Raw genomic sequence first — 18,144 nt, 5'->3', positions numbered from 1 at the left:
CGCGGCTGCAGGGCATTAAATGCAAAACACCCTTCTCGACCGGCTCGAGAAGGGCGTTTATGGGTCACGAAGGGCGCTGCGTTACTCCGGCTGGTAGGCCATTTCGATGATCGTCTCGCCGGACTGTTCGTAAATGGACACGTGCTCATGGTACGGCACGAGGTTGGCCCAGCGCTCGAACTCCATCGGGCTCAAGTCCTCCGGCAACCCTTTCCCGAAGGTCACGCCTTCTGCCTCGTAGTCCAGCCGCGTAAAGCCGTCGAGCTGCTCTTCATAAAAGTCGGTGACCTCTGCAACGGAATCCTCGGACGCCATCATGATCGTCGGCAGCGCATCTTCACCCAGGGTCCCGCCATCCATGCTGGGGATAACGCTTGGGTCGGTGAAATGGACCCGAACCTCGGCATCCGGGTAAAGCGGTAAGGTGGCGCCGTCACTCGTGGTGGTAGCACCAGGCTGCATGAGCGCGATCTCGACCATCTGCTGCTGCATTTCGGCCATATCGTCAGGGTCGGATGGGTCCAGGGTCTGCGCGAAAGCAGGCACCGAGACAGCGACGCCCAGCATGACAAATGGCAGGCACTTTTTTAGCGGTTTAACGTTGTGCAGCACGGCTCAACACTCCTTATCGATAGTAAAACGACCACTTCGCAAGAGGCCCGTCAGACTCATTGCAGAGCCTGCATAATGCCCTTCGAGGTGTTCGCCAAGCGAAAAACCTCGAAGAATCTGGCCTTTGGATGGCTGCCACCACAGGAGGTTCAAATTAAATTTAAGATGCTTCGACCAACCACTTACTCACTCATCTTGAGCTCTTTCACCACCGCGTCCAGGTGGCTTTGGTTGATCTCGGCGGGGGAGTTGGCGCCGATCAGCGTCATGGTCACGCGCATGTCCGCGGCGATCAGTTCCAGAAGATGCGAAACGCCGGCCTCGCCCCGGGCGGCCAGCGCGTAGGCGTAGGCGCGGCCCAGCAGCACCCCCTTGGCGCCGAGGGCCAGCATGCGCACCACGTCGAGCCCTGAGCGCACGCCGGAGTCCGCCAGCACGGTCAGCTCGTCGCCCACTTCCTCGACGATGTGGGGCAGCGCCTGGGCGGTGGAGATCGCGCCGTCGAGCTGGCGGCCGCCGTGGTTGGAGACCACGATGCCATCAGCGCCCATGCGCTGGGCCTCGCGGGCGTCGTCTTTATCCAGCAGGCCCTTGATGATCAGCTTGCCCTTCCAGCTTTCGCGAATCCAGGCCAGTTCGTCCCAGCTGATCGAGGGGTCGAAGTTCTTGGCCAAAAAGCCCATGTAATCTTCCATGCCCATCTTGCGCCCGGTGTAGGCTTCGATGTTGCCAAACGACAGCGGCTTGCCCTTAAGCCCCACGTCATACGCCCACTGCGGGTGGGTAATCGCCTGGGCGTACTGGCGCAGTTTGGCGTTGGGCCCGGACATACCCGAGCGGCGGTCGCGGTAGCGCGAGCCGGGCAGCGGCATGTCCACGGTGAACACCAGCGTCTTCATGCCCGCCTCCCAGGAGCGCTCCAGGGCGTTTTTCATGAAGCCGCGGTCTTTCAAGACGTAAAGCTGCGACCACTGCTCGCCGTGGGCCTCCCGGGCGACCTCTTCGATTGAACAGACCGAGACCGTCGAGAGCGTGTAGGGAATGCCCGCCTTCTCGGCGGCGCGCGCCGCCTGTACTTCGCCGCGCCGGGCGTACAGGCCGGTGGCGCCCACCGGGGCGAGTGCGACCGGCATCTTCCACGTGCTCCCCAGAATATCGGTATCCAGCGTGGGCGTGCCGCCGCCTTTCAGCACGCGCTGGCGCAGCGGAATGCCCTGCAGCGCCTCGACGTTGCCGCGCAGCGTGCTCTCGGTGACCGAGCCGCCATCGAGGTAGTCGAAAAGAAAGCGAGGAACGCGCTGCTTGGCGGCTTGCCGGTAATCCGAAGGGCTGGAAATGATCATGAATTCGCCTTAACTCTCGATACGGGAAACAAGGAAGTGACTGCACATCTAACGCCTACGCTGCTACAGCTAGCGTACCAAGTAACGCCGCCCGGCGAGCGATCCCGCATCCTCAACTTTAGTCTATAGCACGACCCAAGGCCGACCACGCTTAGAGGTAGGCCATAGTCCCGCTCACAGCGTCTTTTCAGATCGCGTTTAAAACGCTTATGCACATTCACTGATTAGCCGCACAAGCGGTTTAGCACCAAAGACCTGGGCAATATTCAAACGAAGCAGTAGCGCCAACACACTGCTACGCTCCCTTTAGCTGCTTCTTTTTTAGCGACTGCCTCAGGAGGCGATGATGACTCCACCGCAACCCGAAAAACTCTACCTGGAGGGCGACGAAGCCACGGGGTTTCCCAACTCGCCGCTGCCGGTGCTGCTTTATCGCAATGTGGTGGATCATAGCGACAGCGAAGATTGCGCGCGTGAATTCGAGGCCATGTTCGAACAAAACGGCTGGCCGCCGTCCTGGCGTTACCACCTGTATGATTTTCAGCACTTCCACACCAATGCCCACGAGGCGTTGGGCGTTTTTCGCGGCCAAGCCCGGGCGCAACTGGGTGGGCCCAACGGGCCCGAGGTGACGCTCGAAGCCGGTGACGTGCTGGTGCTGCCCGCCGGTACCGGCCATGCCTGCCTGGAGGATAGCGACGGCTTTTGCATGGTCGGCGCCTACCCACCAAACCAGGCGTCGGACCTGGAACGGGGCGACCCGGCCAGGCTGGAGGCGGCCCAAAAGCGTATCGCCGCCGTGACCTTGCCCGCCGGTGACCCCATTGGCGGAACGCTGTCTACCCTTTGGAAGCCCACACGATAAGCCGCTTTTGTCGAGGCGGGTGTTGGCAAAAAACTCAGCCCCTCTAGACGACTGGTCTAATGAAGAGTAGTCTAACGCCATGACCATGACACCTATTACCGGCGATGTCCGGCAACGCATTCTTACCACCGGCCAGAGCATCATTGGCGGCAAGGGGTTTGCGGCGGTGGGCCTCAATGAAATTCTCAAAGCCGCCAGCGTACCCAAGGGCTCCTTTTACCACTACTTCTCCTCCAAGGAGGCGTTTGGCGAAGCGCTACTGGAAGAGTACTTCGTAGGCTACCTCGCGCAGCTCGAAGAGCGCTTGGCCCAGCCCGGTGCGTCCAACGCCCAGCGGCTTTTGAGCTACTGGCATCACTGGCGCGATACCCAACGCTTCGATGCGCCGAACAGCAAATGCCTGGCGGTCAAACTGGCCGCGGAAGTGAGTGATCTTTCCGAGAACATGCGCCACGTGCTCGAGCGTGGCACCGACGCTGTGATCGACCGTTTGGCACTGGCTATCGACGCGGCCACGGCGGATAGTTCACTTGGCTTGCCCGAAAGCGTTCAGGGCGATGCCCAGGCACTGGCCGCCACGCTTTACCACCTGTGGCTGGGTGCCAGCCTGCGCGCCAAGATCACGCGGGACGACGTACCGCTGGAGGCCGCCCTCAATGCCACCTACGCTTTATTAAATCAACGGCCTTATTCAACCGGCTAAACCAGCCCCAACCTTTAAAGGATTCAATGATGAATATTCTTTTGGTAGTTACTTCGCACGACCAGCTGGGCGATACCGGCAACAAAACCGGCTTCTGGTTGGAAGAACTGGCGGCGCCCTATTACACCTTTCTGGACGCCGGCGCGACGCTGACACTGGCCTCCCCGGCCGGCGGCCAACCGCCGCTCGACCCTAACAGCAACGTACCGGATGCCCAAACCGACGCCACCCACCGCTTCGAGGCCGACGACGAAGCGCAAAAGGCGCTGGCCAACACGCACAAACTGGCCGATGTCGACCTCTCCCAGTTCGACGGCGTGTTCTATCCCGGCGGCCACGGCCCGCTTTGGGATCTGGCCGAGAGCGCGGACTCGATCAAACTGATCGAAGACGCCATGGCCGCCCACAAGCCGGTGGCTACCGTATGCCACGCGCCGGGTGTCCTGCGCCACGTGAAGGGCAGCGACGGCAAGCCGCTCGTGACGGGCCGTAAGGTGACCGGTTTCAGCAACAGCGAAGAAGACGCCGTGGGCCTGACCAGCGTCGTGCCGTTTTTGGTCGAAGACATGCTCAAGCAGCACGGCGGTGAGTACAGCAAGGGCGACGACTGGGGCGTCTACGTGGTAGAAGACGGCCTGTTGATCACCGGCCAGAACCCGGGCTCTTCTGAGGCCACCGCTCAAGCGCTTTTGAAAAAGCTTTCCTAAGCGCCGGCCCACAACAGGAGAATCGAATGTCCGCTTATGTCGTACTGATCCGTGAACGCACCCACGACGCCGAAGAACTGGCCCGCTACGCAGAGAAAGCCCAGGCTGCCCGCGAAGGCCACGACCCGGAGCCGCTGGCGTTTTACGGCGATTTTGAAGTGATGGAAGGCAGCGACATGGAAGGCGCGGTGATTCTGCGCTTCCCGGATATGGACGCCGCCCGCGCCTGGTACCAAAGCCCCGCCTACCAGGCGGCGCGCAAGCACCGTTTCCAAGGCGCGGACTACCGGGTGTTGCTCGTCGACGGGCTCGAAGAGGCGTAAAAAGCCAAGCAAAAGGCCGTTCGCGCATCCGCGAACGGCCTTTTTACTTTCCGGCTTCTTAAGATACTTACATGGCCGCTTAACGCTCGCCGAGGGTGATCATGCCTTTCAAATATGGTGCTACGCGGCCCTTGATCACCACGCGTTCGCCTTGAACGGTGCAGCCAAGCTCGCCTTTTCTCGCGCCGCCCTGGCGGGCGGTCAGTAAGGGCTTACCCAGCCGTTCGGCCCAGTAAGGCGCAAGCGCGGTGTGCGCCGATCCCGTGACCGGGTCTTCTTCCACGCCGACGTTGGGGCCAAACCAGCGGGAGATGAAGTCCACCTCCTCCCCTTGACCGGTGACCGCCAGGCCCCGCCCGGGCAGTTTTTTCAGCAACTGCATATCCGGCTCGAGAGTTTCGGTCGCGGCCGCGTCTCGCACCACCGCCACGATATCATCGGCGATCAAAAGCGCTTCGAGTTCGATACCACCAAGCACGGCGGCTACCTCGTCATGGTGGTCGAAAGGCGCAAGCGTTTTGGCCGGAAAATCCATGGCCAGCGCCTGACCTTCCCGGCGCACGATCAGCACGCCGCTGCGCGTCTCAAAATGAAGAACGTCGCGCGTATCGCCCAACTCGTTGAAAATCACCCAGGCGGCGGCCAGGGTCGCATGGCCGCATAGATCCACCTCGACGGAGGGGGTAAACCAGCGCAGGTGGTAGCCCGCCTCCAGCGGTACAACAAAAGCGGTTTCGGACAGGTTGTTCTCTGCGGCGATCGCTTGAAGCTCGCTGTCGTCGAGCCACGTATCCAGCGGGCATACCGCCGCCGGGTTGCCTTCGAAGGGCTTTGTGGCGAAGGCGTCTACCTGATAAAGCGCAATCTGCATTCTTTCTCCGTTAGCGTGTGTCAGTGCGTGGGTAGGGCAAAAACTCGACCCGGTTACGGCCGTTGTCTTTCGCCCGATAAAGCGCCTTGTCGGCCATGTTCAAAAGCCCCTCCCCGGTATTGGTACGCTGAATCGGGCAATTGGCGGGATCAAGGCTGGCTATGCCGAGGCTGATCGTCACCCACCCCGAAGCCGTACCCGCGTTGGGGATATCGAGCGCACGTACCGCCTTGCACAGTTTTTCGCCTAGATGGCGAGCATGCTTTTCATTGATGCCCGGCAGGATAAACACGAACTCTTCACCGCCAAAGCGGGCGACTAAATCGGAGGAGCGCGACACGGCCCCCTCCAGGACGCGGGCAATGCGCCGCAAGCAGTCATCCCCGGCGTTATGGCCGTAGTGGTCGTTGAACTGCTTGAAGTGGTCCACATCGCACATGATGATAGAGAGCGCGTTGGGCTTTCGCGTCAGCCTTCGCCACTCCCGTTTGAGCGTTTCGTGCATTACTCGCCGATTGGCAAGCCCGGTCAGTGGATCGGTACTGCTAAGCGTTAGCAGCGCCTGATTGGTCAGCGTTAGCTCGTCTTCGGCTTGCTCGATCTGATGTCGAAAAAGATAAAGCAGTACGCCCAACATCACCAATACGCACGTCACGCTGACCCCATACATGATGTCGGTCCAGGGCGCGGGTATCGGCGTAAACGAGCGGCTTGCGAACACGAAATGCGCGATGACGTAAAGTGCGCCGCAGCCCCCCATCATCACGCCGTAGGTTTGCCAGGTAAAGTGAGGAAACAAAAATATCAGCACGCCCGCCAGTGCGAAATAATAGAGAGGCACCCCGGAGTCGGCTCCTAAAAAGGACGTTTTGAGCAGCAGATACACGGCAAGAACGGCGACCAACGTGTTTCTGGCGGCGTTATACCGTCGCCGGTGGTTAAGGAACATGATGACAAGGCAGATTACGACGAACAACGTGCTCATGAGCAAAATGGGACGATAAAAGGCGACATCGTAAAGCATGTAGAAGAGTTGGTACGGCAAAGTGGCCACGATGCAGAACAAACAGAGCTGGTTGCAAAGCTCTATCTGCCGGCGCAGCCGAGTCGAATTGCCCGCCACTCCCGGCGACCAACACTTCATTACTACATCCAGCATGGGCTTAAGCTCCGTTGCGGCGTTAAACGACCCTTTACGGTTTTTTGGTTGCGTTCGGCGCTTGCGCGGCTCGGTAAAACGCTTTCAAAAAACGGGGGGGATAAATACTTAAAATGAGAGGCAACGGTAACGGGGAAGCGACGACCGTCCGACACCGGCAATCGCTCCCCCAATCAGACTTTATCGGCCTGGCACGGGGGTTCTTGATACCAAGCCGAGCAAATGAACGATAATGAGGAGTACGTCGATAGGAAGGACGTCGATAGAAAGGACGCCGATAAAAATTACGTCGTGCTGCGTCTTTCACTCGGTGGCCTGGGCCGCTCGGGCGAGCGCTCGGCCGCCGAGCATGCCAAAAACGCGACCTGATCGCGGCCCTGGGCCTTGGCCTGGTAAAGCGCCTGGTCCGCGCATTTGAGCAGTTGTTTGTCGTTTTTTGAGCGGGCCTCGAGATACGCCGGGGCGACGCTAGAGACGCCTACGCTGATGGTCACCCGGCCAGCGTGCGTGTCGGCGTTTAAAATATTCAGGTCTCGAACCGCTTCGACGATCTTGTTGCCCAGATAACGAGCACCTTGCTCATCGGTAAAGGGCAGCACGCAGGCGAACTCTTCACCCCCATAGCGCGCCACCAGGTCCGTCGGCCGGGCGAACGTAAGCTCGAGTGTCGCGGCGATCCGCTCCAGGCACTCGTCTCCCTCTCCGTGGCCGTAACGATCGTTGAAGCTTTTGAAGTGATCGACATCGCACATGATCAGCGATAGCTCCCCCGCCTGAAACGCCAGCCTCGACCACTCCCGTTCGAGCGTTCGATCGAGCAGCCGCCGGTTCGCCAACCCGGTCAAAGGGTCGGTATTACTCTGCGCCTCGAGATGCTCGTTTTTGTGCGTCAGCTCATCTTCGGCACTGTCGATCTGCTGAAGCAGCAGATACAAAAGCCCAGCCTGCAAAGACAGCACACCCGCGACGCTAGCGGCGTACATGACATCGACCCAGGGCGATGGCACCGGCGTGAGCGCCACCGCCGGTGGAAACATGAAGTGAGCGGCAATGTAGAGCGCGCCGACCAGGGTCATCAGCACCAGGTAAGTACCTACCCGTAGCTGCTCGAACAGAAACACCAGAATCGACGCTAAACAAAAGTAAAAAAGGTGCACGCCGGCTTCAGCGCTAATGAAAAGCGTCACGACGAACAGCTGGATACACACATTCACGACCAGCAACTTTCTAGCGCTTCTATAGCGTCGGCAATGGTTAAGCGGCAACACCGACAGGTAGCCCACCATGAACAGCAGATTAGCCGCAAAAATGCCGCGATAGAAGTCGAGGTCGTAGCCAATATAGAACAGTTGATAGGGGATAGTGGCCAACGTGCCGAACAGGCCAAGCTGGTTACAAAGCTCTATTTGCCGGCGAACCCTGACGGGGTTTCCTTCCACGCCCAATGACCCCATCTTTTTTATCGCAATTAGCATTGGCCAGCCCTTATTGCAGCGTTTGAAGACAATAACCCGCCCGACGGGCCACGTCCACCGAATGCCTTAGCCGCAATCAGCGCCCTCGAAAACCCGCGATCCAATGCCCTTGGAGCGTGTCGCCGTCGCCTTCTCTGCCAACCGATACGTCGATTACAAAAGAGCAGACGACGGCTTTGCCGATCAAGAAAACACTCTGGCCCCCAACAAGGGGCCGATGGCCACTAGCGGCTTGATTTACCGCTCGGCCTCCAGAAAATCAAAATGCAGCGCTTGAGCAGAGCGCTCCGGGAACCCGGTCCAGTAGGTGTGCTCCGGGGTTGGTTCGCCCTCTTTCATGCGCCATACGCCGTCGTTGGAGGACGGTACGAGATCCAGATAGGCCGACATGGCCTCTTCGTCTTTCAGGTACTGACCAAGCCAGGCCGTCACGAAATGCGCCGACACGTTGTTCATCCGCACGCTATCCCAAACGAAATCGGTGTAGTGCATGGCCAGGTTGAAGCCCACCGCCTCGCTCTCTACCCAGGCCTCTTTGGGTGCGGGCATCGGCGCGCCGACATTGTGGTTGGCGCCTTCGAAGATCAACAGGCCCCGCTCGACGCCTTCTGCGTTTTGCCATGCCGGTAAAACGCCCTCTTCATAACCGACGGTGTCATCGTTCGAGCCGCCCACGAAGAGCGTGGGCACATTCAGCCCTTTCATCGTTTCTTCATCGAAAAAGCCCGAGGAGTACCCGGCCGGGGCAAACACGACGGCGGTCTTGATGCGCGGGTCGAAACGCTCCTGAAAAGCCGTGGTATCGAAGCGGTACTGCTCGAGGGTGCCGGCGGGCGCTTGCCACATGCCGTCGTCCGCCTCGACCGCCTGCGCCGTAAGCCCGACCCCGGCGGACACCAGCGTGCCGTAAGCCCCCATGGAGTAGCCGACCAGCGCGGTATGGTCGTCATCGACCAGGCCGTTCAGAAAGCTCTCCGGCGCTTGGCCGAGCCGGGCGACCTCATCGAGCACGAACGTCTGATCATTTGAGCGGTTCACCAGCGCCGACGCGAAGGAGCTCAAGGTGCTGTAGGTGGTGTCCGTATGGTCGATCGAGACGACCACATACCCCTTGGAGGCGAGGTTCTCGGCAAGGGGGGACAGCAAAAAGCGGTTGCCCGGATAGCCGTGGGATACGATCACCAGCGGGTACGGCGCATCCGTTTGAGCCGGCGGCGCGTCCCGCATCCCCTGGCCCTGGAGTTCGACCCGCGTCTTGCCATCGCGCAGGTACGCCTCGAGCGTGGTGCTCCCCTCGGCGTCATCGCTTGCCGGGTACCACACTTCGACCGGCAGCGGACGGTCGTAGCGCGGCATCTCATCCGTTGATGTCGCGTCCTCGGCCACGTTGGCGATATCGATCTGATCCTCGTGGGTCAGCGTCAGCTCGCGCACGCCCACCGGGTATTCACCGTAGGCCGCCAATTCCGGGGCATCCGGGCGCACCGTATCGATGCGGTTTTCTGCCATCGCCGGTGCCGCCATGACCGTCAGCAGTATAGAGCCTGCTACCCACCTGCCATTCGCCTTCATACACGCCTCCTCAACGCTGGTTTGGTTAATCGAGTGGCCCGAGCCACAAAGCCTCAAGCCCACTCAACCCTACCACCGCGGCCAAACGATTACCCTGCTACCGAAGTTGAAGGTGGCGCAGCTCCATGCCCGTCTCATGCATCGACTGGCTTTCTGAAGCTTGATGGAGCGGGTCAGGAGCAGGGCCATGAAGTCACCCGAGATCGACACAAAGATAAGAGAGAATGACCTCGACCGCGTGGGTGCGACGCTGAGAAAGCCACTGCACGTCAGCCAGGTCCTGCTCGAAGATGATCGATAGCGTGTCGCGCTGATTGATGTGAATGATCGACAGCGAAAGAATCGAGATGTAGAGCTGGGTGGGGTCGACGGCGCTACGAAACACCCCGGCCGCCTCGCCGCGTTCGAGAGTATCGCGGATCATGCCCACCAGCGGCGTGGTTTGCTGCACCACCGTGGCGGATTTTCGCAGCATGCGCCCACCCAGCAGGTTCTCGTTGCGCACCAGGCTTGTGAACTCCGGGTGCTCGGCCATGTGGTCAAACGTGAACTCGACCAGCGCCTGCATACCCGCCACCGGCTCCAGGCCGCCCAGGTTGAGCGCTTTCTCCTTGGCCCGCAGCTCCTCGTAGACGCGCTCCAGCACCGCCAGGTAAAGACCTTCCTTGTCGCCGAAGTAGTGGTACGCCATTCGCACGTTGCACGCCGCGGCGCGCACGATGCGCTGCATCCGGGCGCCGTCGAAACCACATTCGCAAAACTCCTGCGTGGCCGCCTGCATCAGGCGCTCGCGGGTCTCACCCGCGTTACGACGGGGTTTCTCGGGGCGGGCGGGCGGTGCCTCGCCCAGCGCCTCGCGGTCGTTCATGGGGACATCCTTGTTCTCTGTTGTTGTCTATTGCTGTCTCGAACCGTCTCGAACTATCTATAACGACAGGCCTAGCGCGATGCCGTCGCTGCGCGGGTCGTGGGCGGCGTAAAGGCCTTTGGCGGGGTCGATGACCACCGCCCCGGGGTGGCCGGCCAGCGCGCTCTGGGCGGGCAGCGGGCTCACCTGATGGCCGCCCCGGGTCAGCTCGGAAAAGACCGCCTCTCCCGCGTCCTCTTCCAGTTTCAACGTATCACGCCCGTCGGAGAAAGTGCGCCCTAATAGAAAGCGCGGTTTTTTCAGCGCGGTGAGCGGGTCCAGGCCGTAGTCGATCAGGCGGGTCAGCACCGCCGCCAGGGTTTGGGGCTGGCCGTCCGCCCCTTGGGTGCCGTACAGCAAGCGCGGCTTGCCACCGACGCGGTACATGCCCGGGTTCAGAGTATGAAAGGGGCGCTTGCCCGGCGCCAGCGCGTTGGGGTGCGTTGGGTCCGCGCTGAACGCCGCCCCCCGGTTGTGCCAAAGAATGCCCGTATCGCCCACGCTGACGCCGCTGCCCCAGTCGTAGTAGATCGTCTGCAGCATCGAGACGGCGTTACCGAAACGATCCGAAGCCGCCAGGTACACCGTATCGCCGTGCTGATATTCGTGCGGCCACGCCAATGCTTTATCCGTCTCAATATGGGCGGCCTGCGCTTCGAGGTGCGCTGACGAAAGCAGCTCATCGACGGGTACTGAGGCAAAGTCCGGGTCGGCCAGGTGAGCGTTGCGATCCAGAAAGGCGCGCTTCACCGCCTCGACCAGCAGGTGGTAGTAGTCCGCACTGCCCTCTTCGATGCCGGTAAAGTCGAAGCGCTCGAGAATACCCATGATCTCCAGCGTCGTCATACCCTGGGTGGGCGGGCGATGCGCCAGCAGCTCGCCACCCCGGTAAGGCATCGAAAGCGGCGCCTCGACCCGCGCCCGGGTGGCCGCCAGGTCCTTTGCCGTCAGTGGCGAACCCGCCGCCGCAAGCCCGGCAGCTATCTTCGCCCCCAACGCGCCTTCGTAGAAATCCCGGTAGCCGTTCGTGGCCATCGAGCGCAGCGACGCGGCCAGTTCCGGCTGGCGAAGAATATCGCCCTGCTCGGGCATTTTGCCCTTCGCCATGAACAGCGCCTGTACACCGGGCATCGTCGCCATCTCGTCACGGCGGAAATCGAGCCAGAAGCGCTGCGAAGGCGTGACCTCGAAGCCCGCCTCGGCCAGCCCAATGGCGGGTTCCAGCAAAGCCTGCCAGCTCATTTGGCCGCCACAGTGTTGGCGCGATATCGCCTGGGCCTGCCCCCAGGTATCCACCGTGGCCGCCGTGGTGAGCATCGAGCCTGGCCCCCGGGCGGGCAGCGCGCCAGCGTGTTCAAGCTTGGCCTTGGGCGCTTGGCCGATGCCAGAGAGCGTGCGCACCCCGCCCTGGGCGTCGGCGATGATCATGAAGGCATCGCCGCCCAGGCCGGTAAAGTGCGGGTAGGTGACCGCCAGGCAGGCGCCCATGGTAATCGCCGCCTCGACGGCGTTGCCGCCCTGGCGCAGTACCTCGCGACCGGCTCTAGTTGCCAGGGTGTGCGGGCTGGTCACCACGCCTTCCTGGGAGTGCGCCAGGGCCGAGGCCGTCTTCGTGGAAGTTGCCACTGTCATTATCCTTGTTCCAGGCGTTTAGCCGCCGTACACCATATTGGGGAGCCACATGCTAACCGCCGGAATGTAGGTCAGCAGCAGCAAGGCAACGAGCGCGATGCCGATGAAGGGCAGCGCCCCGCGCACCGTCTGCATGTAATCCACACCTTCCAACGTGCCCGCCACGAACAGATTGAGCCCGAAGGGCGGCGTGAACATGCCGATCGCTCCGTTCACGGTGAGCACCGCCCCCAGATGAACCGGGTCGATACCAATGCGCATACCCACCGTGTAGAACAGCGGCGCGAGAATCACCATGATCGAGGAGGCGTCCAGGAACATACCGGCGATCAACACCGTTACGTTGATCAGCAAGAAGATGTGGTAGGGGTTCTCGGAGAGCGACAGGATGGTATTGGCAAGCGTGGTCGCCAGGCCGTTACTGGTCAGAAACCAGGCCAGCACCGACGCCGCCGAGAGAATGATCATCACCTGGGCGGTCGTGGTCGCCGCGTCGATCATGCTCTGGAACAGTTCTTTGAAGCTTTTCTCGCGGTAGATTAGCGCCGAGACCAGCAATGCGTAGACCACCGACACGGCGGCGGCCTCGGTGGGCGTGAAGATCCCCAGGTAAATGCCGCCCAGCACCACGACGGGCACGCCCAGGCCCCAGGAGGCGTCTTTCAGCCCGGCCAGCACCTCGCGCCAGCTGGGCGGGTCCATCGGCGCGACGCCGTCTTTCTTGGCGCGATACCAGCAGTACGGCAGAAAGCACGCGGCGTATAAAAGCCCCGCCCCGACCCCCGCCATGAACAGCGCCCCGACCGACACCCCGGTGACCGCCGCGTAGACGATCATCACCACCGAGGGTGGAATGATGATGCCAAGCGAGCCAGACGACACCAGCACGCCGATCGAGAACGGCCCGGAGTAGCCCTCCTTGCGCATGGCCGGGTAGAGCAGCGAGCCCACCGCCACCACCGTGGCCGGGCTGGAGCCGGAAATGGCGCCGAAGAACATACTCGACGACACCGCCGTCATCCCCATGCCGCCGGTAAAGCGGCCCACCAGCAGGTTGGCGAAGCGGATGATGCGCTGCGAAAGCCCGCCGGCGCTCATCAAGCTGCCGGTGAGGATGAAAAACGGAATGGCCATGAGCGGAAACTTATCCAGCCCCGCGAACAGCCGCTCGACGACGATGGCCAGCGGAATGTGGCTGAAGCTGCCCATCGCCGCCATGACCGAGCCGGCCAGAGCGATGAAGATCGGCGCGCCCACCAGCATCAACACCGCCAACAGCACTAGAAACGTGATAACCATGGGTTCATCCAATCTGATCGAGGTGGGTGTCGGCTTGGCGGCGGCCGAGCAGGACGCGGAAAAAGTGCTGGGTAAAGCGAATACCCATCAGCAAAGCGCCCACGGGAATGGCCAGCTGTACGACCCACATGGGCGCCTGCAGCGCCGAGCTGACCTGGCCGAACCGATGGGTCTGTTCGGTGAGCTGAAAGCCGTAGAACACCAAAAAAGCGCAGAAGCCGATCGAGATCGCGTGGACCAGTAACTCAAGCCCCCGGGCGATGGGCGGCGGGCTGAAGCGGCGCAGAATATCGATACCGATGTGAATACCCTGGCGGGCGGCCACACTGGCGCCCAGCAGCACCATCCAGACGATCTGGTAGCGCACCAGCTCCTCCGCCCAGGAGAACCCGTCGTTGAACACGTAGCGGGCCACCACGTTGGCAAAGAGAATGAGCGCAGCTGAGAAAATCAGCAGGCCGATCACGACCTCCTCGCTGCGCGACAGCCAAGCATCAAGTTTGCGCATGGCGCACTCCCAATGAGGAACACTTCAAAGAAAAGAGGGCCAGCGGAATACCGACCCTCTTGCGGCGGGCGTATTACTCGGCGTTGGCGATCGCCTGCTGGAACTCGTCCATCAGATCCATGCCGATCTCGCTGGCGAAGGCCTCGTGAACCGATGCAGTCGCCTCGCGAAACGCCGCCAGCTGCTCGTCATCGAGGGAGCTGACGTTAGTGCCGCTTTCTTCGATGGTGGCGATGTAACCCTCTTCGCGGCGGGCGGTCTCTTCACGCTGGAAGGTCGTGGCTTCGCGAGCGACCTCGGTCAGCAGCGCCTGGTCGTCTTCACTTAGGCCATCGAACCAGCGCTGGCTGAACAGGAACGCGTAGCCCAGATACGCGTGGTTACTGATGACCACATCCGACTGCACTTCGAAAAACCGCATCTGGGTAATCGAGACCAGCGGGTTCTCTTGGCAGTCCACCACGCGCTGCTGCAGGGCGTTGTAGGTTTCACCGAAAGCGATAGGCACCGGGTTGGCGCCCATGGCGCTGAACTGCTCCATGATGATCGGGCTTTGCATGACGCGCACTTTCTGGCCTTCAAAGCTTTCCGGGCCCTCGATGGCGTGGTTACAGGTGAACTGCTTGAACCCGCTCTCCCAGAACGTGACGCCCTTCAGGCCCACCTGCTCGGTGGTGGCGAGCAGATAGTCACCGGCCTGGCCATCCAGCACGGTGTGGGCGACGTCCGGCGAAGGGAACAGAAACGGCAAGTCGACGATCTGCATGGCGGGCACGAAGCCCGAAAGCTTGGCCGTGGGGATGATGGCCGCCTCCACCGCGCCCATCTGCATCTGCTGGGTCACCTCGACATCGTCACCCAGCGTGTTGTTGGGAAAGAGCTGTACGGTGATCTCACCGTCGCTGCGCTCCTCCACGGCCTGCTTGAAGCGCTCCGCCGCCAAGTGCTGGGCGCTATCTTCCGGCAGGTCGTGGTGGAATTTCATGTGCGTATTGGCATTTGCCACGCCGGCGAAGGTCAAAGCGCCCAATGCCACGCTATAGGCGAGTGTTTTCAGCTTGGCGTTCTTGAGTTGCGTTTTCATGGTGTGATCCCTTGCCGAGGCGCCGATGGACGTCGCGCTCCAGGTTGATTGAGTTAAGTAACTGTTTACTTACCTCAGTACTTAGCAAGGACTGTGCCATATCCAAAATAACTGTATTTCGGGGGTCTGACCGCTTTCATAAGCCACTTCGTCGCACCACATAAGTGCCTGAAGCCCAAAGGTGGTGCGACATTGGGCAGGTGCTCGCTTGGACACCGCGCTGCTACATTGCCCGTGGTCGAGAAAGAAGCCTTCTCAGACGAAACGCGCTATAGGCTGCTCTTATCAGTACGACCTATTTAGAGATGAGCCAATTACAGCGCTTATTCGGCTCAAAAAACGAGCCGAATGAAGTCAGTATTTAGCTCACAGGGTAGTAGCCGTATGCTTTACACCTTTTTCTTTAGCTTTTTCTCTTTAGGTGTACTTCCGGTTCACTAGATGCAGTCGAACTCAAATAGCGCTCTTACCGGCAACCTTAAAATGACGGCGTAAAGCAAAGCTGAAAGAACGGTCTACCTTGAGTGAATACGTCTTGCGGGGGTGAGGAATGAAGCAACTAACCGGTGGCTGCTTGTGCGGCAAGGTGCGATTCAAAGCCAATGGCGAACCGCTGAGTGTAGGCATCTGCCACTGCATAGATTGCCGCAAACACCACGGGGCGCTTTTCTATGCGGCGGCGGATTACCCCAGGCAAGCCGTCACGATCGAAGGCGAACCGCACAGCTACAAAGGGCGCTACTTCTGCCCTGTGTGCGGCTCATCGGTTTGGTCAGTCAGCGAAGAGGAAATCGAAATTCACCTTGGCGCCCTTGATGAACCCAGCCAGCTACAGCCAATTTATGAGCTCTGGAACATTCGCCGCGAGGATTGGTTGCCCTGCTTTTCTGGGGTGGCGCGTTATGAGCGGGATCGGGAAGATTGAAAAGCGCTTTAACCAATAAAATATTGGATTTAAATAGCCTTTTACCACAGGCCATCACCCACCCGAAGCTGCGTGGATTGTAGTGCAAACGACGTCGAAGCAGCCTGGCACAGCCGATTCAAGGTATCAGGCTCTTGATGCCTGATACGCCCGTTGCGGCCTCCACTACGGCGAATGTGCCTTCTTGAAGGGAACGAGGTGAAACGTTCCCACTACCCCCGAGCCCACCAAAAAGCCAATGAGCGCAGAACACAGCGTATTGAAGCTCCAGCCCAGCAGGCCGCCCAGGGCACCGGTTGCTTCGCCAATGTCATGCTCGATATGGTGAACCCAATCGTAGGGCGCGTTGAACCACCCCGTGCCATCCGCCCCCAGGTTGGCCATCAGGATATGTCCACCCACCCAGAGCATGGCGATGGTGCCCACCACAGAGATGGTCGCTAGCACCTTGGGCATGGCTGTCACCAAACCACGGCCCAGTGCCTGAATTCCCGAATTATCCCGCTGGGCGAGCTTCAGGCCGATATCATCCATCCTGACCAGCAGCGCTACCACGCCATACACCAAAATGGTGATGACCAACGCGACCACGATCAGACTCACCAGCTGTGACCAGAACCCTTGATGAGAAACCGTGGAAAGTGCGATCACCATGATTTCCGCAGACAGAATCAGGTCAGTACGAACGGCACCACTCACGATCTTTTTCTCGGCCTCCGGCCCCTTTTCGACCGCTGGCTTGTCGTCGTCCTGCTGACCAGAGAGCTTGTGCCAGACCTTTTCCGCGCCCTCGAAGGCCAGGTAGGTGCCGCCCACCATCAGGATGATCGGCAATAGCATGGGCAAAAAGTGATTCAGGAGCAGCGCCACCGGCAGGATAATGATCAGCTTGTTGCGAATGGAGCCCAGCGCGATCTGCTTCACGATCGAAAGCTCACGCTCTGCCGTTACCCCGTGCAAATATTGCGGCGTTACCGCCGTATCATCGACCACCACCCCGGCCGCCTTCGCCGTTGCCCGCCCAGCGGCTGCACTTACATCGTCCAGTGACGCGGCAGCCAGCTTCGCCAGGGCGGCAATGTCATCCAGCAATCCAATCAAGCCGCCTATGGCCATGGATGTTTTCTCCGTGAATAACAGGTGTAGATAGTAAAGCACATAGCGACTTGGGCGGAGCGCGTCTTTTATCCCAGCTGCTCATCAAGGTCTCCCGGCAGGACAATGTGATACGTGGGATGCAGGCGGCCACCTGGAACCAGCGAACGCTTCCCACGGCCGAGATTCACCCCCTCTATCGATAGGTGCGAAAACCAGGCGTGCCCATGACGCTCGGCCAGCGCGAGAAACAGACGCTTAGCCTTGATGCTGTGGCAATGGCGCAACAGCATTTCAAGCCGCTGAGGGCGTAGGGTGGCCATGGCCTGCATTAATGCATCCACTTCGTAGACCCCACCCGCATCAGACACCTCATCACACATCTCCAGCATGGCTCGTTCCGGTGTCGAACACACCAGCACACCGCTCGGCATCGCTTCACGCCGTTCCAGCCCCAGGTTCAGCAACGCCTGATCCGTTGTCTTATCAGTAAGTGGAATATCAGGTAGATCAAAAGGTCCTTTGCCGCAGTAGTCGACCCGTTCCACCAACGGCAACTTGCATACCCACCCTGGCAAGCGATCCGGCCCGAAGAGTGTGATAACGGCGGCTTCGCCCAACCGTAGGTAGTGCTCATGCCCCAGCCAAGCCAACGCAAAGCGCCCACCTATATGCAGCGACAAACCCTCCGTCTCTTGCACCGTGCGCACCACCCCTTCCCATTTCAAAGAGCCTCCTTTACGCATGTACACACCACGCGCCGGGGAGACCAGCCAACCACTAGCGACATAGCGGGCCAACAAGCTACTGTAATAGCCATGCGCTCTTAGCCACCGGCTGGAAACCACGCCGGTATCGTTTAGTCCTGTAAGCAGGCGGTTTAATTTTCCATCATTTTGATCACTCATAATGACTAAAATACACTTTCTATAAACCGACACAATGGGCCGAGTTTAATAAACAACAAAAAAAGTCACTCAGAGTGACTTTATAAGGCATTTAATAAACAAATCCTTGAAGTGCCTTGTGGTCATAGTATGAGTTAGCTGCTTGCTTAATCCCCC

The 18,144-nt window shown here is 60.2% G+C and carries 18 protein-coding genes; 5 read left to right on the top strand and 13 right to left on the bottom strand.

All coding sequences use genetic code 11. From position 1 onward, the window contains the following. Positions 1 to 81: 81 nt before the first annotated feature. Together ACWFVE_RS03575 and lldD are read right to left on the bottom strand one after the other, a co-directional pair. A complete protein-coding gene (locus ACWFVE_RS03575) occupies positions 82 to 612 on the bottom strand; it encodes a hypothetical protein (protein ID WP_447527917.1) in 531 nt (176 codons plus the stop codon). A gap of 182 nt (positions 613 to 794) precedes the next feature. Next, a complete protein-coding gene (lldD, locus tag ACWFVE_RS03570) occupies positions 795 to 1,955 on the bottom strand; it encodes an FMN-dependent L-lactate dehydrogenase LldD (RefSeq protein ID WP_447527916.1) in 1,161 nt (386 codons plus the stop codon). Between the two features lie 346 nt (positions 1,956 to 2,301). On the opposite strand from lldD, the gene ACWFVE_RS03565 reads away from it, so the two are divergent. From ACWFVE_RS03565 to ACWFVE_RS03550, 4 genes are all read left to right on the top strand, one after another. Next, positions 2,302 to 2,820 (top strand): cupin domain-containing protein, encoded by a 519-nt coding sequence (locus ACWFVE_RS03565; protein WP_447527915.1) that lies wholly within the window; start codon positions 2,302 to 2,304, stop codon positions 2,818 to 2,820. A 79-nt stretch (positions 2,821 to 2,899) separates the two neighbouring features. After that, positions 2,900 to 3,523 carry a TetR/AcrR family transcriptional regulator gene (locus ACWFVE_RS03560; protein ID WP_447527914.1) on the top strand — a complete coding sequence of 208 codons (624 nt, stop codon included), beginning with the start codon at positions 2,900 to 2,902 and terminating at the stop codon, positions 3,521 to 3,523. Between the two features lie 29 nt (positions 3,524 to 3,552). Then, entirely contained in the window at positions 3,553 to 4,230 is a 678-nt protein-coding gene (locus ACWFVE_RS03555; protein ID WP_447527913.1) for a type 1 glutamine amidotransferase domain-containing protein, read from the top strand. Positions 4,231 to 4,256: 26 nt separating this feature from the next. Then, positions 4,257 to 4,553, top strand: a complete 297-nt coding sequence (locus ACWFVE_RS03550; protein WP_447527912.1) for a DUF1330 domain-containing protein — start codon at positions 4,257 to 4,259, stop codon at positions 4,551 to 4,553. Between the two features lie 79 nt (positions 4,554 to 4,632). On the opposite strand, the gene ACWFVE_RS03545 is transcribed toward ACWFVE_RS03550, so the two are convergent. From ACWFVE_RS03545 to ACWFVE_RS03505, 9 genes are all read right to left on the bottom strand, one after another. Continuing rightward, a complete protein-coding gene (locus tag ACWFVE_RS03545) occupies positions 4,633 to 5,424 on the bottom strand; it encodes a PhzF family phenazine biosynthesis protein (protein ID WP_447527911.1) in 792 nt (263 codons plus the stop codon). A gap of 10 nt (positions 5,425 to 5,434) precedes the next feature. Further along, entirely contained in the window at positions 5,435 to 6,583 is a 1,149-nt protein-coding gene (locus tag ACWFVE_RS03540) for a GGDEF domain-containing protein (RefSeq protein ID WP_447527910.1), read from the bottom strand. Between the two features lie 284 nt (positions 6,584 to 6,867). Further along, a complete protein-coding gene (locus tag ACWFVE_RS03535) occupies positions 6,868 to 8,022 on the bottom strand; it encodes a GGDEF domain-containing protein (protein WP_447527909.1) in 1,155 nt (384 codons plus the stop codon). A gap of 273 nt (positions 8,023 to 8,295) precedes the next feature. Then, positions 8,296 to 9,630 carry an alpha/beta hydrolase family protein gene (locus tag ACWFVE_RS03530; RefSeq protein ID WP_447527908.1) on the bottom strand — a complete coding sequence of 445 codons (1,335 nt, stop codon included), beginning with the start codon at positions 9,628 to 9,630 and terminating at the stop codon, positions 8,296 to 8,298. A 193-nt stretch (positions 9,631 to 9,823) separates the two neighbouring features. Beyond that, complete coding sequence (locus ACWFVE_RS03525; protein WP_447527907.1) at positions 9,824 to 10,498, bottom strand: TetR family transcriptional regulator; 675 nt, start codon at positions 10,496 to 10,498, stop codon at positions 9,824 to 9,826. A 57-nt stretch (positions 10,499 to 10,555) separates the two neighbouring features. Next, positions 10,556 to 12,163: a gamma-glutamyltransferase gene (gene ggt / locus ACWFVE_RS03520; protein WP_447527906.1), complete on the bottom strand. Its 1,608-nt coding sequence runs from the start codon at positions 12,161 to 12,163 to the stop codon at positions 10,556 to 10,558. Positions 12,164 to 12,187: 24 nt separating this feature from the next. After that, positions 12,188 to 13,468, bottom strand: a complete 1,281-nt coding sequence (locus ACWFVE_RS03515; protein WP_447527905.1) for a TRAP transporter large permease — start codon at positions 13,466 to 13,468, stop codon at positions 12,188 to 12,190. Positions 13,469 to 13,472: 4 nt separating this feature from the next. Beyond that, positions 13,473 to 13,976: a TRAP transporter small permease gene (locus ACWFVE_RS03510; RefSeq protein ID WP_447527904.1), complete on the bottom strand. Its 504-nt coding sequence runs from the start codon at positions 13,974 to 13,976 to the stop codon at positions 13,473 to 13,475. A 73-nt stretch (positions 13,977 to 14,049) separates the two neighbouring features. Next, entirely contained in the window at positions 14,050 to 15,060 is a 1,011-nt protein-coding gene (locus ACWFVE_RS03505) for a TRAP transporter substrate-binding protein (RefSeq protein ID WP_447527903.1), read from the bottom strand. 550 nt (positions 15,061 to 15,610) lie between these two features. Between ACWFVE_RS03505 and ACWFVE_RS03500 the strand changes: the two genes are divergently transcribed. Then, positions 15,611 to 15,985, top strand: coding sequence for a GFA family protein (locus tag ACWFVE_RS03500; protein WP_447527902.1), 375 nt, complete (start codon positions 15,611 to 15,613; stop codon positions 15,983 to 15,985). A gap of 165 nt (positions 15,986 to 16,150) precedes the next feature. Here ACWFVE_RS03500 and ACWFVE_RS03495 read toward each other — a convergent pair whose 3' ends face one another. Continuing rightward, positions 16,151 to 17,101 carry a DUF808 domain-containing protein gene (locus tag ACWFVE_RS03495; RefSeq protein WP_447527901.1) on the bottom strand — a complete coding sequence of 317 codons (951 nt, stop codon included), beginning with the start codon at positions 17,099 to 17,101 and terminating at the stop codon, positions 16,151 to 16,153. Positions 17,102 to 17,169: 68 nt separating this feature from the next. Continuing rightward, positions 17,170 to 17,988 carry a type IV toxin-antitoxin system AbiEi family antitoxin domain-containing protein gene (locus tag ACWFVE_RS03490; protein WP_447527900.1) on the bottom strand — a complete coding sequence of 273 codons (819 nt, stop codon included), beginning with the start codon at positions 17,986 to 17,988 and terminating at the stop codon, positions 17,170 to 17,172. Between the last annotated feature and the right edge of the window lie 156 nt (positions 17,989 to 18,144).

It is taken from the genome of Vreelandella mediterranea (assembly GCF_970647075.1).
This window is presented reverse-complemented; position numbering and strand designations above follow the sequence as displayed.

Bases quoted from the DNA above. Each gene is read 5' to 3' on its own strand.
- lldD (WP_447527916.1), bottom strand. From the start codon at position 1,955: ATGATCATTTCCAGCCCTTCGGATTACCGGCAAGCCGCCAAGCAGCGC.
- ACWFVE_RS03565 (WP_447527915.1), top strand. From the start codon at position 2,302: ATGACTCCACCGCAACCCGAAAAACTCTACCTGGAGGGCGACGAAGCC.
- ACWFVE_RS03560 (WP_447527914.1), top strand. From the start codon at position 2,900: ATGACCATGACACCTATTACCGGCGATGTCCGGCAACGCATTCTTACC.
- ACWFVE_RS03555 (WP_447527913.1), top strand. From the start codon at position 3,553: ATGAATATTCTTTTGGTAGTTACTTCGCACGACCAGCTGGGCGATACC.
- ACWFVE_RS03550 (WP_447527912.1), top strand. From the start codon at position 4,257: ATGTCCGCTTATGTCGTACTGATCCGTGAACGCACCCACGACGCCGAA.
- ACWFVE_RS03545 (WP_447527911.1), bottom strand. From the start codon at position 5,424: ATGCAGATTGCGCTTTATCAGGTAGACGCCTTCGCCACAAAGCCCTTC.
- ACWFVE_RS03540 (WP_447527910.1), bottom strand. From the start codon at position 6,583: ATGCTGGATGTAGTAATGAAGTGTTGGTCGCCGGGAGTGGCGGGCAAT.
- ACWFVE_RS03530 (WP_447527908.1), bottom strand. From the start codon at position 9,630: ATGAAGGCGAATGGCAGGTGGGTAGCAGGCTCTATACTGCTGACGGTC.
- ACWFVE_RS03525 (WP_447527907.1), bottom strand. From the start codon at position 10,498: ATGAACGACCGCGAGGCGCTGGGCGAGGCACCGCCCGCCCGCCCCGAG.
- ACWFVE_RS03515 (WP_447527905.1), bottom strand. From the start codon at position 13,468: ATGGTTATCACGTTTCTAGTGCTGTTGGCGGTGTTGATGCTGGTGGGC.
- ACWFVE_RS03510 (WP_447527904.1), bottom strand. From the start codon at position 13,976: ATGCGCAAACTTGATGCTTGGCTGTCGCGCAGCGAGGAGGTCGTGATC.
- ACWFVE_RS03505 (WP_447527903.1), bottom strand. From the start codon at position 15,060: ATGAAAACGCAACTCAAGAACGCCAAGCTGAAAACACTCGCCTATAGC.
- ACWFVE_RS03500 (WP_447527902.1), top strand. From the start codon at position 15,611: ATGAAGCAACTAACCGGTGGCTGCTTGTGCGGCAAGGTGCGATTCAAA.
- ACWFVE_RS03495 (WP_447527901.1), bottom strand. From the start codon at position 17,101: ATGGCCATAGGCGGCTTGATTGGATTGCTGGATGACATTGCCGCCCTG.
- ACWFVE_RS03490 (WP_447527900.1), bottom strand. From the start codon at position 17,988: ATGAGTGATCAAAATGATGGAAAATTAAACCGCCTGCTTACAGGACTA.